The 12806-nt window shown below is 41.7% G+C and carries 15 protein-coding genes; 13 read left to right on the forward strand and 2 right to left on the reverse strand.

The features are described 5' to 3' along the window. Positions 1–102 precede the first annotated feature (102 nt). Positions 103–549: a hypothetical protein gene (locus F9802_RS02305; protein WP_152149517.1), complete on the reverse strand. Its 447-nt coding sequence runs from the start codon at positions 547–549 to the stop codon at positions 103–105. Positions 550–849: 300 nt separating this feature from the next. Between F9802_RS02305 and F9802_RS02310 the strand changes: the two genes are divergently transcribed. Beyond that, positions 850–1692 carry a DegV family protein gene (locus tag F9802_RS02310; protein WP_152149518.1) on the forward strand — a complete coding sequence of 281 codons (843 nt, stop codon included), beginning with the start codon at positions 850–852 and terminating at the stop codon, positions 1690–1692. A 57-nt stretch (positions 1693–1749) separates the two neighbouring features. Here the strand turns inward: F9802_RS02310 and F9802_RS02315 are convergent, their stop codons facing one another. Beyond that, a complete protein-coding gene (locus tag F9802_RS02315) occupies positions 1750–2259 on the reverse strand; it encodes a PCYCGC motif-containing (lipo)protein (RefSeq protein WP_152149519.1) in 510 nt (169 codons plus the stop codon). A gap of 155 nt (positions 2260–2414) precedes the next feature. Here F9802_RS02315 and F9802_RS02320 point away from each other — a divergent pair, with 155 nt between their 5' ends. The 12 genes from F9802_RS02320 (at position 2415) to F9802_RS02375 (ending at position 12575) form a co-directional block, all read left to right on the forward strand. Beyond that, entirely contained in the window at positions 2415–3194 is a 780-nt protein-coding gene (locus tag F9802_RS02320; protein WP_225435132.1) for a DUF459 domain-containing protein, read from the forward strand. Beyond that, positions 3191–3772 carry a YpmS family protein gene (locus F9802_RS02325; RefSeq protein ID WP_152149521.1) on the forward strand — a complete coding sequence of 194 codons (582 nt, stop codon included), beginning with the start codon at positions 3191–3193 and terminating at the stop codon, positions 3770–3772. Before F9802_RS02320 ends, F9802_RS02325 begins: the two co-directional genes overlap by 4 nt. 136 nt (positions 3773–3908) lie before the next feature. Beyond that, positions 3909–4445, forward strand: coding sequence for a peptide-methionine (S)-S-oxide reductase MsrA (msrA, locus tag F9802_RS02330; RefSeq protein WP_152149522.1), 537 nt, complete (start codon positions 3909–3911; stop codon positions 4443–4445). A gap of 31 nt (positions 4446–4476) precedes the next feature. Next, complete coding sequence (gene msrB, locus F9802_RS02335) at positions 4477–4872, forward strand: peptide-methionine (R)-S-oxide reductase MsrB (protein ID WP_152149766.1); 396 nt, start codon at positions 4477–4479, stop codon at positions 4870–4872. Between the two features lie 95 nt (positions 4873–4967). Continuing rightward, positions 4968–5192 carry a YozE family protein gene (locus tag F9802_RS02340; protein WP_152149523.1) on the forward strand — a complete coding sequence of 75 codons (225 nt, stop codon included), beginning with the start codon at positions 4968–4970 and terminating at the stop codon, positions 5190–5192. Between the two features lie 106 nt (positions 5193–5298). Next, positions 5299–6069: a sporulation protein gene (locus F9802_RS02345; RefSeq protein WP_152149524.1), complete on the forward strand. Its 771-nt coding sequence runs from the start codon at positions 5299–5301 to the stop codon at positions 6067–6069. A 115-nt stretch (positions 6070–6184) separates the two neighbouring features. Next, positions 6185–6889, forward strand: coding sequence for a purine-nucleoside phosphorylase (gene deoD, locus F9802_RS02350; RefSeq protein ID WP_152149525.1), 705 nt, complete (start codon positions 6185–6187; stop codon positions 6887–6889). A gap of 98 nt (positions 6890–6987) precedes the next feature. Then, the gene (locus F9802_RS02355) at positions 6988–7800 is read left to right on the forward strand and encodes a M15 family metallopeptidase (protein ID WP_404799137.1); all 813 of its coding nucleotides are present in this window, start codon (positions 6988–6990) and stop codon (positions 7798–7800) included. 115 nt (positions 7801–7915) lie between these two features. After that, the gene (locus F9802_RS02360; RefSeq protein WP_318636091.1) at positions 7916–9424 is read left to right on the forward strand and encodes a lmo1851 family serine protease; all 1509 of its coding nucleotides are present in this window, start codon (positions 7916–7918) and stop codon (positions 9422–9424) included. 90 nt (positions 9425–9514) lie between these two features. Beyond that, positions 9515–10429, forward strand: coding sequence for a CobW family GTP-binding protein (locus tag F9802_RS02365; protein WP_152149526.1), 915 nt, complete (start codon positions 9515–9517; stop codon positions 10427–10429). Between the two features lie 352 nt (positions 10430–10781). After that, on the forward strand, positions 10782–11648 hold the full coding sequence (locus F9802_RS02370) for a CAP domain-containing protein (protein ID WP_225435146.1): 867 nt from the start codon (positions 10782–10784) through the stop codon (positions 11646–11648). A gap of 111 nt (positions 11649–11759) precedes the next feature. Further along, positions 11760–12575, forward strand: coding sequence for an SDR family oxidoreductase (locus F9802_RS02375; RefSeq protein WP_152149527.1), 816 nt, complete (start codon positions 11760–11762; stop codon positions 12573–12575). The last annotated feature ends 231 nt before the right edge of the window (positions 12576–12806 follow it).

A 12806-nucleotide genomic window follows, 5' to 3' on the forward strand; every position in this document is an offset into this window, starting at 1 on the left:
TACTCCCGCCTGCTAAACTCATTACAGACAAACGTTGGGTACTACTAAGACTCCGTTACCATAGCTAAGTTGGATGCCTTGAAAATAATCTAGTAGTTCTAATTAATAATTTAAAAGCCGATATGCATCAATCAATTCATTATCAAAATAGCGTTTCCCCCCCGAATTAATAGCTTTTTCTGCTAAATTATCTTTTAGTTTATCCCGGTTAATGAGAGAAGGTAAAGAAGTCGTAACATTAGTAAGTTCTACTTCCACTCCAAATATGGCAAAGTCTCCTTCGAGTTCAATTCGGAATTCTTTTAAAAGAAGGGATACCTCCGCTGTTTTTTTAATTATTTTATTTTTTGGAACAGTAATTTCTATGGGAAGATAATCTCTGATCTCGGTCACTCTATTTTGGTTTTTTATTTCCCTGGTGACCACAAATCTTCCCAATATCTCGATATTTCTCTCACTCTCTCTGACCTCATACTCGGTTTCGGTTGAAACTTTTTTTATAGATCCATTTGCTAAATTCGAAAATTTTTCTTCAAGTGCAAATTTCATAATCTCCTCATCCCCTAATAAGATTTTTCCCAACTGTATAAGATATGAAGTTCAAAAACTCTATATTCATGTAATTGAGAAACAAGGGATTGCTGCACTTCATATTCATCCTTAAAAAAAGTGGCGACAGGTGGATGTTTCTTCCATTTTCAGCCGCTAAAAACTATTTTAGCACTTACGATAGTGACGCTGCCCTTATAGTGACATTTTTATAGTCAATAAAGGGAATATGATTTTACTTGTGTGCATTTAACGATATAATATCAACAGATTGATTGTATACAGTAAGGATGTGAAATCGTGCAACGAATAAAAATTGTAACAGATTCATCAGTGGATTTAAGAGAAGAAATACTGAACAAATATGAGATTACAAGTGTTCCTTTAACGATTTTTATAGATGGGGAAAGCTACTTGGATGCAGTCGACATTTCCCCTGATGAATTTTTGGAGCGGATGAAGCAGGCGAAAGAACTGCCAAAAAGCTCTCAGCCTCCTGTCGGCCGATTTCTTGAAGTATATGACGAATTAGGGAAAGACGGCAGCAAAGTTTTGTCTATTCATATGACAGGCAAGATGAGTGGAACGGTGCGTTCAGCTGAACAAGCGGCAGAAATGAGCCAATCTGATGTGACTGTTGTGGATTCAGGGTATATTTCAAAAGCCCTCTCTTTTCAAGTTATTGAAGCAGCCAAAATGGCTGAACAAGGCGAAGCAATGGAAGACATCGTCACAAAACTGCAAGAAATCCGGTCACAAACAAAGCTTTATATTGTGGTTGATACATTGGAAAATTTAATAAAAGGCGGGCGTATCGGCAAAGCAAAAGGTTTTATTGGCTCACTTCTGAATATTAAGCCAATCGCCAACCTTGATACAGGGGAATTAAGTCCGGTGACAAAAGTGCGCAGCCACGCTCAAGTCATCAAGTTTTTATCGACGCAAATTGCTGAAGAAGTCAAAGGAAAAAAATTAGTGAAAATCGGATTAGTTCATGCCGGGGGTTACGAGCTGGCGAGCCGTCTAAGAGAAAAGCTGATCGAAGTAACCGGTGTTGAAGAGATTGACATTGAAACAACGACTCCGATTATTTCAACACATGCCGGTCCCGGTGCACTTGGAATCATGTATTGGGCTAAATAAGCTGCGGCTTAACAAAATAAAAAAGCTGTCCCGATAGACAGGGATAGCTTCTTGGCATTATGCTGGCATAGGTGTTGGAGTTGGTTTAGCGTAGCCTTCATTGTATTTCTCATCAATATACTGGCGAATTTCTTTCAGTGATTTACCTTCTTTTTTCATAAGAACCGATTCTGCAGCAATTTCCAAGCATACTCCGCAGCGCGTTCCGTGGTCATCCCAAACAACTTTCTCTTCGGTCATTTCAGCAACGAAGCAATTTAAATTGCTTTTATGGCCGGCTGAATCACCGCAGCCGCAGTAGCAGGGCATCGATGACAGCACATCGGGATTTTTGGCAGCCGCCAGATAAATGGCTTTCATTTGATCATCTTTATCTTTCAAAAATCCGGGCATTGTCTCGACGGATAGAGTCGTTTCTTGAAGATCGCCATTTGGCTGGGTATGCATGTGATCATGATTAGCATGCTCGGAATGTCCGGTATCCTCGGCGTTTTCTGTTTTTGCTGAACAGCCAGCGATCAAGACGAGCAGAATGCTAAGCAGAGCGAAATAATTAAGCAGCTTCATTCGTAAAAACTCCTTTGCGGTGGTTTTTCTATATAAGCAAACATATTATACTATACGATTCGGAAAGAACCAATGCAGGCATCTTAAAGCTCCATGCTTCTTCTAAAAAAGGATTATGCTATAATATGAATAATTTAAACTGTGGGGTGAACAACTTGAGAAAATGGTGGATCATTTTCTTTGCTTTTATGTTCAGTTTAACCGGCTGTGCTCAGCTTATAACCGAACAAAAAGAAGTGATTCCGAAAGATTTGAATGTCGTCTCCATCGGTGACTCTTTAACACAAGGAGTAGGCGACAGTTCAGGCAGCGGCGGCTATATTCCCTATTTAGAACAACAGCTGGAACAATTAAATGCAGTGAAAAGCGCCCGCTTTGAAAATTTTGGGGTAAAAGGAAACCGTACGGATCAGCTGCTTGAACGGCTTGGCCAGCAAGAAGTGAAACAATCACTTCAACAAGCAGACCTCGTCATCATTACGATCGGCGGGAACGATATTATGAAAGTGTTCAAAGACAATTTTGCGCAGCTCAGCGTAAAAGAATTTGATCGGCAGCGCGAATCTTATGCAATGCGTCTTCATGAAATTATCCAAACGGTCAGAAAGCAAAACAAGGACGCAGGCATTGTTTTAGTCGGCCTTTATAATCCTTTTATGAAAGTGTTCGCTGATGTAGAAGAGGTGGAAGTCATTATGAAAGACTGGAACGCGGCGAGTGAAAGTGCTGTGGGGCAATACACCCAAACATGCTTTGTTGCTGTGGAAGACCTTTTTCGGAATACGAAAGAAAATCTCTTTTATAAAGACCAGTTCCATCCTAATGACCGTGGATACGAACTAATGGCCAACAGAATATTTGAAACGATTAAAGGTGAAAAGCTTGAAGAACTAACGAACAAAAAAATTATTTACGTAAATGAGGAAAGCCCATGAAAAAAGGATGGAAATTTGCATTTTTAGGATTGCTCGCTTTAAATGTGCTCCTCGTTCTTGCTCTTGTCATCGGCTTGCTTTTGCCTATTGAGGAGGAACCATTGCCTGAAGCAAGCCCTCAAGAAGAGGCAGTCAAGTTTCACGTGCAATCTAATAAAGAAGATCTTAATAAAGTCATAAAAATGTTTGTTGAAGAACAAAAAGCGAACAGTCTGGTTGATTACAACGTCTATTTACGCGATCAAGTTGAACTGTACGGAGATGTCGCTGTTTTTTCCGAACGGATTGATTACAAATTGACGTTTGAACCGGAAGCATTAGAAAACGGCAACGTCGTTCTCCGGCAAAAAGGAATTAAAGTTGGTAAAATTAATTTGCCTGTGTCCTACGTATTAAAAGCAGCGCGCGACGCCTATCAGTTTCCGGATTGGGTAAAAATCATGCCTAATGATAAAATAATTTATATATCGCTCGATAAGATGGAGCTGAAAAGCAACTTGAAAGTCAGAGCCGAACGTATTGATCTTAAAAAAGATGATATCAGCTTCACACTGTTGCTGCCAGTCGAAAATAAATGAGTAAAGGATGTCCCGAAAGCAAAGAGCCAAGCGCTTATGGGACATCCTTTTTGTTATAAGCTGATTTATTTCGCTTTCTGGGAAGGTACGTTAAAATAGCTAAAATAGGGTATATTTTCTAAAGAGGTGATTGTAGATGGAAGAAAAAGCAACATTTGCCGGCGGCTGTTTCTGGTGCATGGTGAAGCCGTTTGATGAGCAGCCAGGCATCAAAAAAGTCATTTCAGGATATACCGGCGGCATCACAGAAAATCCAACGTATGAAGAAGTATGCAGCGAAACGACGGGCCATTATGAAGCGGTTGAAATTACATTTGATCCGTCTGTCTTTCCGTATGAAAAGCTGCTTGATGTATATTGGACGCAAATCGATCCGACAGATGCCGGCGGCCAGTTTTATGACCGGGGCCAGTCTTATCAAACAGCTATTTTTTATCATACGGAAGAACAGCGGGTTCTCGCTGAAGAATCAAAGAAAAAACTGGACGAGAGCGGACGGTTTCCGCTGCCGGTGGCCGTTAAAATCTTGCCGGCCAAGCCATTTTATCCGGCAGAAGAATATCACCAGCATTATTATAAAAAAAATCCAGCCCATTACGAATCATATCAGCAAGGGTCAGGACGGGCTGCTTTTATTCGCAACCATTGGGGAGGGAAAAAAGTTGAAAGGTAATCCGGCAGAATTAAAGAAAAAGTTGAACGAAATGCAATTTGAAGTGACGCAAAACAATGGAACAGAACCGCCTTTTCGAAATGAATATTGGAACACGTTTGAAGACGGCATCTATGTGGACATTATTTCCGGGGAACCGCTGTTTTCTTCCCGCGATAAATATGATGCCGGCTGCGGCTGGCCAAGCTTTACAAAGCCGATTAAGGAAGAGGAAGTGTTGGAAAAACAAGACCTCAGCCATAACATGGTACGTACGGAAGTCAGAAGCGAAAAAGCCGATTCCCACCTTGGCCACGTATTTCCTGATGGACCGGGGCCTTCCGGACTGCGTTATTGTATCAACTCGGCCGCTTTACGCTTTGTTCCGAAAGAAAAAATGAAAGAAGAAGGCTACGTTGAATGGCTGTCACTTTTTGAAGAAAATTGATCGGCTATTGAATCATTCTTTTTGTAATGTGAAAAACTTTCTCTTTACACGAAACACCACGTTCCTTTATATTGATTGAAAAAGGAGATGGTGTTGTGCGAAAGTCATTTTTTCATTATTTAATGAAATTTCGTGAAGAACCGCCGCGGGATGAGCTTGCGGACTTTGCCAACCACGCGTTTACCGATCACAGCTTTCCGAAAACGGCTCGGCAGTACGACGAATTAAGCCGGTATTTAGAAATGAATGGTCTTTACTTGCCAAGCATGACTGTATTCGATGACGCGTGGGAACGTTATATGGAAGAAGAAAAAGACTGACCCTTTCATTCTCTGCAATGAGAGGGAGTTTTTATGTTTAACGAAACCTTTCGGAGGTTGCTAACGTATATGTACCGATTAGATAAAAGTATAAGGGGGAGTTTATATGTCGTTTTTTAATAAAGTGCTTGCAAGTATTGGGATCGGCGGCGCAAAAGTAGATACAAAACTGGAAAAGCCGGAATACACAGCTGGAGACATCATGAAAGGGCAGGTTGAAGTGTGTGGGGGAAGCGTCGAACAGCAAATCGATTCCATTTACTTAACGGTGTATACAACGTTTATTCGTGAGTCGGATGACAAAAAATATACGGATTATGCATCCATCAAAAAACATAAACTAAATGAACCTTTTAAAATCGGGGCAAATGAAACGAAAGTGATTCCTTTTTCAATGGAGCTTCCTTTAGATACGCCCATCACTTACGGCAATACGCGCGTTTGGGTAGCGACTGGTCTGGATATTAAAAATGCAGCCGATCCGGAAGATAAAGATTATATTGAAATCCGTCCAGACAAAATGACTGCTGCTGTTTTAAAAGAAGTCGAACAGCTCGGTTTCAGGCTGCGGCAAGTGGAATGCGAGCAGGCGCCAAAAAGAATAGGCAGCCGTTTTCCATTCGTTCAGGAGTTTGAATTTGTGCCGACAAGCGGTCCGTTCCGCGGCAAGCTGGATGAACTTGAAGTGATGTTCCTTTCTCAAACGAAAGAAAAAGCGGAACTGCTCATTCAAGTGGACCGCAAAGCAAAAGGGATCGGCGGGTTTTTGGCAGAAGCATTTGAAATGGATGAAACATTTGTGAGACTGACAGTCACTTCCCAAGACGTGCCAAAGCTTAACGAAAAACTAAAGCAAATCATCGCTAAATACGTTTAAATAGCTGTTCATCTAAATAATAGTCCTGACAAAAAACGGCTCATTTTCATTGCAGAGCCTTCTGAAAAGGATTAAAATGATGGATGCAAATAGACGTTAATCAGGAGGTTTTACAATGAGCATTCATATTGGAGCGAAAGAAAACGAAATAGCAGAAACGGTTCTCCTTCCCGGTGACCCGCTGCGGGCGAAATATATTGCGGAAACATTTTTAGAAAACCCGGCTTGTTATAATGAAGTAAGAAACATGTTCGGTTATACAGGAACATATAAAGGAAAGAAAATCTCTGTACAAGGAACGGGAATGGGTGTGCCATCCATTTCCATCTATATAAATGAGTTAATGCAAAGCTACAACGTCCAAAATTTGATTCGTGTCGGTACGTGTGGAGCTATTCAAAAGGATGTAAAAGTCCGTGACGTTATTTTAGCGATGAGCGCTTCTACTGATTCTCAAATGAACCGCATGACATTTAAAGGTGTCGACTATGCACCAACGGCTAACTGGGAGTTATTAAAAAAAGCGTTTGATGCCGGTGTCGAAAAAGGCCTTCATTTAAAAGTCGGTAATGTATTTACAGCCGATCTGTTTTATAATGATAATGCCGAACATGAAAAATGGGCTAATTATGGCATTTTAGCAATTGAAATGGAAACAGCAGCTCTTTATACGCTCGCGGCTAAGTTTGGACGAAAAGCTTTATCTGTTTTGACAGTGAGTGATCACATTTTAACGGGGGAAGAAACGTCCGCCGATGAACGTCAAACGACATTCAACGAAATGATTGAAGTAGCTCTTGAAGCAGCGATTCAAGAGTAATAATCGAGAAGCCAGCCATTTGACAGGCTGGTTTTCCTTTGACAATTTATCTGTTCTTACGGAGAAATTTAGGAGCGGATGAGAAATCAGGTGATGAAGTGAAAAAAGCAGGATGGATCTTATCAGCCGTTTTACTGCTCGGCGGATGCCAGCAGCTGGAAGGCGCGATGGATGAATGGAAAAATAAAGAACCAGGGGAAAGTGGACAAACTGAACAGAAGAAGCAGGAAAAATTAGAACCGGAACAACAAGCTTCTGCAGGACCGCAGCTAGAAGCGGCCTTTTTCAATGAAGTAAAAGAAGTGGATGGAAAAGCAGTCATAGCCAACCCCGAAAATATAATGGCTCTCGTCAATAAACAGTTTTCGCTTCCGGCAGATTATAAGCCGCAAGATTTAGTGCGCCCGAATATTCCGTTTTCATTCGGTGAACAAGATATTGAAAAAAGCTATGTAAGAAAAGAAGCGGCTGCCGCGCTGGAAAAAATGTTTGCAGCGGCAAAGACAGAACAAATTCATTTGTTTGCTGTTTCGGGCTACCGATCCTACGACCGGCAGCAGGAAATTATGAACAATCAAATAGCCAAAGCCGGCTCGTTCGAAAAAGCGACAGAGTCAGTGGCACCCCCAGGGCAAAGTGAGCATCAGACAGGCCTTGCGATGGATATCTCCGCGGAAAGCGTGCAATTTGATTTACTCCAATCGTTTGAAACGACAAAAGAAGGCCAGTGGCTCGCCAATCATGCGCATAAGTACGGCTTTATTTTGCGTTACCCGAAAGATAAAGAAAATGTAACAAAATATATGTATGAACCGTGGCATTTTCGCTATGTCGGCGTTAGAATGGCTGAAGAAATGTTTCAGCACGGCTGGACACTGGAAGAATATTTTCATGAAGTGGAAAAAATATAGCCGAGTGCCAAGGTTATTTCATACAATTCAACTTGAAATCTCTCCTCGTTTAAGTAAGGAGAGGTTTTTCCTTTTTAATTCAATAAAAAACTGATAGAATGTAAGAGTTGAATTAATGAATATTAATGCATGGAAAGCGGTGAGCATCATGGATGAAAACAGGTCCGGCCAGCCTGAAGACAAACATCATTCCCATTATATCCGGTTGAAAAAGTTCCACTTTATTATGCTTTTATTTTTTCTCGTATTCGCAACAGCGGCCATTACGACATTTGCCCTTGCTTTTGGTGATGAAAAAGCGGCAGATGTTGGTGTGAAGCCACGCCAGGAATTTGAAAAATTATATGAAGCATATGATAAATTGGAAAAAAATTATTACAAAGATGTGAATAAAGATCTTTTAGTGAACGGGGCAATCAATGGGATGCTCGATTCTCTTGATGATCCTTACACTGATTACATGGATAAAAAAGAAGCAAGCCAATTCCATGAAAGTGTATCATCTTCATTTGAAGGAATAGGTGCAGAAATCCAGGAAGAAAAAGGCACGATCAAAATTGTCTCCCCAATTAAAGGATCGCCGGCTGAAAAGGCAGGTCTTCGTCCAAATGACCGCATCATGGCGGTTGATGGAAAAAGTCTGCAAGGTAAGAGTTCATCTGAGGCTGTCTTGCTCATACGCGGTGAAAAAGGAACAAAAGTAAAATTGCAAATTCAGCGTGCCGGGGCGACGAAACCGATGGAAGTCACGATCGTCCGTGATGAAATTCCAATAGAGACCGTTTATGCGGAAATGGATGAAGACAAGGTTGCCCACATTCAAATTACGAGCTTTTCTGACCGCACATCGGCCGAACTGAAAAAAGCAATCGAAGAAATGAAAGCAAAAGGCATGAAGTCCATGGTACTGGATTTACGGCAAAATCCAGGCGGACTGCTTGATCAAGCCATTGAAATAACAAATATGTTCGTACCAAAAGGGAAAGTTCTTTTCCAAGTGGAAGACAGCACAGGCAAGCGCGAGAAAATGGTGTCTGATAACAAAGAAAAGTTCACTCTTCCTGTAGCAGTGCTAATCGACAGCGGAAGTGCCAGTGCTTCTGAAATCTTTGCGGCTGCGATGAAAGAATCAGCCGGTGTCCCTTTAATAGGAGAAAAAACATTCGGCAAAGGCACGGTGCAAACAGCGGAAGATTTCAAAGATGGATCGAACATGAAATTTACGACGGCCAAATGGCTGACGCCAAATGGGAACTGGATTCATAAAAAAGGGGTAGAACCTGATACGGTAGTTAAGCTGCCTGCTTATTCGAACTTGTCTTACCTGAGCCCTGACAGTGAGCTCAAGCTCGATAGCTTGTCAGAAGAGGTGAAGACTGCGGAGAAAATGCTCGAAGCGCTTGGCTACAACCCTGGAAAAATTGATGGTTTCTTTGATGAAGAAACGGAAGAAGCCGTGAAGGAATTTCAGAAAAAAGCAGGAATGGACGAAACAGGTGTGCTGTCAGGTGACACGACCGTTCAACTAATGACAGATTTAAGAGAAAAAGTTCAGCAAAACGATACGCAAAAACAAAAAGCTGTAGAGATCCTCTCGAAACGGCAAAAAGATTCCACGTCTTAATGGGGTCAAAAGCTGTCTTTAAAAGGCCGGTTACATTCCTTTTAAAGGCAGTTTTTTTATGAAAACAAAATGGAAAGGCTGGATCATTAAATGAAAAAACATGTATACGTATTGTCGGGTTTTCTCGGCAGCGGCAAAACAACCTTATTGAAACAATTACTCGTTCATTTAAAGGGCCAAAATCGCCGGCCGGCTGTGCTCATGAATGAACTTGGAGACGTGTCGATCGATTCGGCGGTTGTAGAAGAGGACACGCCGTTAAAAGAGCTGTTAAACGGCTGTATATGCTGCACCGTACAAGAACAATTAGAATCACAATTACAAGAGCTGCTTTTTAATGAAACGTTCGATGATTTAATTATTGAAACGACAGGCGCCGCTCATCCAGTCGAAGCGATCGATGCGATTATGTCTCCCCTTTTTGCTGATCAGCTGGAGTGGAAAGGGATCTTGACGACCGTTGATTGTTTAACATGGAAAAAGAGGGCAGAATTGCCTCCTGCTGTTCTCCAGCTTATGTATGAACAAATTAAACATGCCGACTTGCTGGTCGTAAATAAAACAGATCTTGTTTCGGAAATGGATGTAGGCACCATTGCTTATGAGATTCAGCAAATAAATGCTGAAAGAACATTGTATGCGGCCGTCAATGCGAAAATACCAATGAAAGCGTTACAAAACTTGTCGATGTCGAAAAAAGAAGAAACAACGGCTGTGCACGCTCATCACCATCTCCATTTAAGTGTGTTCAGCCATACGTTTACACAAAAAGTAAACATGGAAGAGTTTGAACAATGGGTTCGCAAACATAGTGAGACCATTTTTCGAATGAAAGGGTATGTACCTGTTACTCAATCTGTTTTTCCGATGCTGTTTCAATATTCGTATGGGATGCCGTTATGGATGCCAGAAGAAATGAACATGCCGACAACCCTTGTTATTATCGGGGAACAATTGAATCAAGCCGACATGAAAGCCGAACTGACAAGCCTTGAGAATGTGTAAAAGTTTTATTGAAAGAATTTTTCTTTATGACAAACATTTGTTGAAATTGTCATCAAACTGTCTTTTTTGAAAAAACTGATGGAGTTGTTCCCTGCGTTGCTAGTATATAAACGTGCCAATTTATCGTGAACTATCCAGCGTGGTGGAGAGAAAACCAAAATAAGCATTCATGTGAATTTTATGGTAACCATTGATCTTATAAGGGGAAATAGTAGAAAAACACCAAGCGGAGAAGTCAGTTTCTTTTAGAAAAAGGAACTGGCTTTTTTGCTAGGAATTCCCTCTCTTATTACAAAACAATCATGCTACGATTTTACTGTCAAACAAATAAAAAAACAGGAGTGAAGTTTACGTGAATAAAAAAGTACTAGTTTCATTAGCCGCATCATTAACGTTGTTTGCTTCTCCGTTTGCAAACAAAACAGAAGCAGCTGCACCGGTTTCACAACCGACAGTGAAAGTTCAATATGAAACACAAGCGTTCGTTGTTTCACAAGATATGGCGCAAAGACTTATGGCAGGAAATATTAACTGGCAATCAATCTTGAAACAATATGGCTGGACAGTTCAGCAACCAGCCCAGCCTGTTGATAAACCAGCATCAGAAGCGAAGCCAGCACCAACGACAAAGCCAGCGCCACAACCAGCGCCAACAACAAAGCCGGCACCAACAACAAAGCCAGCGCCACAACCAGCGCCAACAACAAAACCGGCACCAACAACAAAGCCGGCACCAACAACAAAGCCAGCGCCACAACCAGCGCCAACAACAAAACCGGCACCAACAACAAAACCGGCACCAACAACAAAACCAGCACCAACAGCAAAACCAGCAGCCGGCTTGCATGCATTTGAACAGCAAGTAATCGATTTAACGAACAATGAGCGCCAAAAAGCAGGATTAGCAGCTTTACAGCTTGATAGTCAATTAAGCTCTGTTGCTAGAAAAAAATCAGAAGACATGCTGGCAAAAAATTATTTCTCCCACACAAGCCCGACTTACGGATCGCCATTTGATATGATGAAGCAATTCGGCGTCAGCTACCGTTCAGCTGGTGAAAACATTGCGAAAGGTCAGCGCACGCCTGCAGAAGTTGTAAAAGCTTGGATGGAAAGCCCGGGCCACCGTGCTAATATTTTAAATAAAGATTACACACACATTGGTGTCGGTTATGTAGAAAACGGCCACATTTGGACACAAATGTTTATTAAAAAGTAAATCGTTCTTAAAGCATCGTGATTTCACGATGCTTTTTTTTGTTAAATTTGCATATTCTGAGGGGGATGCTTAGTATATATCTATATAACATACTTTTTTGGAGAGGATGACATGGGGAGGAAAACGGCGCTTATTACAGGAGGTTCAAGAGGAATTGGCAAGCGGACAGCTGTCCAGCTTGCTGAAAGTGGTTTTAACGTAGTGATTAATTACCGTTCTAGCAGGCCGGAAGCGGAAAGTCTTGTGAACGAGCTTTCGGAAACATTCGCTATTCAAGCGATATGTGTGCAAGGAGATATTTCAAAAAAAGAAGATTGCGAGAAATTAATTGAGGAATCTTCAAAATACTTTGATGGTATTGACGTTATGATCCATAATGCCGGTCCTTACGTAGCTCCTCGGAAAACGATGGATGAATACACATGGGATGAATGGGGGTATATGATTAACGGTAATTTAAACAGCGTTTTTTATTTAACCAAGTTAACCTTGCCGTATATGCGCACAAACAAGTGGGGGAGAATTGTCACGTTTGGTTTTGACCGTGTAGAAACCGCGCCCGGCTGGATTTACCGATCGGCTTTTGCCGCAGCCAAAACGGGGCTCGCTTCTTTTACAAGAACCATTTCTATGGAAGAAGCGAAAAATGGAATTACCGCGAACATGATTTGTCCTGGGGATGTTGCCGGCCGCTGGAAAGAAGAGACAATTGCTGAGGCGAAGCGGGAGAGCAGCTCTTTTATTCCTGTCGGCCGTCCGGGGACAGGAGAAGATGTGGCAAGAGTTGTTTCCTTTCTCGTTTCTGAAAATGCCGATTTTATCACAGGGAGCATTATTCCGGTCACCGGAGGGCAAGATGTTCTCGGAAAGATTAATCACGTACTGACCCCGACAGCTAATCTCACCAGCAAGCAGGAGGGCTTCTAAACCATTGGCTGATGCTGATGGTTTTTGTGTTCATAAACTTAAGAGAAAAGCAGGTCCGCTGTCACTCGTTTATATTCTCGCACAATATCCTTCAGCAGATGGAATAGGATAAACAAAAAGAGGGCGTCTCAACTGTGAGACGCCCTCTTTTTTGGCAGTCGGAAAGCCATCCAAATGATGGACAATAGCCCGGACTCGTGAAGAAAGCCGTCAAATTAATGAACAACAGTC

This window comes from Bacillus aerolatus (assembly GCF_009183655.1).
In the GTDB taxonomy this organism is placed as follows: domain Bacteria; phylum Bacillota; class Bacilli; order Bacillales; family Domibacillaceae; genus Pseudobacillus; species Pseudobacillus aerolatus.

What these genes read in the sequence shown, in the direction of transcription:
- F9802_RS02305 (WP_152149517.1), bottom strand. Translation starts at nt 549, where the DNA reads ATGAAATTTGCACTTGAAGAAAAATTTTCGAATTTAGCAAATGGATCT.
- F9802_RS02315 (WP_152149519.1), bottom strand. Translation starts at nt 2,259, where the DNA reads ATGAAGCTGCTTAATTATTTCGCTCTGCTTAGCATTCTGCTCGTCTTG.
- F9802_RS02325 (WP_152149521.1), top strand. Translation starts at nt 3,191, where the DNA reads ATGAAAAAAGGATGGAAATTTGCATTTTTAGGATTGCTCGCTTTAAAT.
- msrA (WP_152149522.1), top strand. Translation starts at nt 3,909, where the DNA reads ATGGAAGAAAAAGCAACATTTGCCGGCGGCTGTTTCTGGTGCATGGTG.
- msrB (WP_152149766.1), top strand. Translation starts at nt 4,477, where the DNA reads ATGCAATTTGAAGTGACGCAAAACAATGGAACAGAACCGCCTTTTCGA.
- F9802_RS02345 (WP_152149524.1), top strand. Translation starts at nt 5,299, where the DNA reads ATGTCGTTTTTTAATAAAGTGCTTGCAAGTATTGGGATCGGCGGCGCA.
- deoD (WP_152149525.1), top strand. Translation starts at nt 6,185, where the DNA reads ATGAGCATTCATATTGGAGCGAAAGAAAACGAAATAGCAGAAACGGTT.
- F9802_RS02360 (WP_318636091.1), top strand. Translation starts at nt 7,916, where the DNA reads ATGAATATTAATGCATGGAAAGCGGTGAGCATCATGGATGAAAACAGG.
- F9802_RS02365 (WP_152149526.1), top strand. Translation starts at nt 9,515, where the DNA reads ATGAAAAAACATGTATACGTATTGTCGGGTTTTCTCGGCAGCGGCAAA.
- F9802_RS02375 (WP_152149527.1), top strand. Translation starts at nt 11,760, where the DNA reads ATGGGGAGGAAAACGGCGCTTATTACAGGAGGTTCAAGAGGAATTGGC.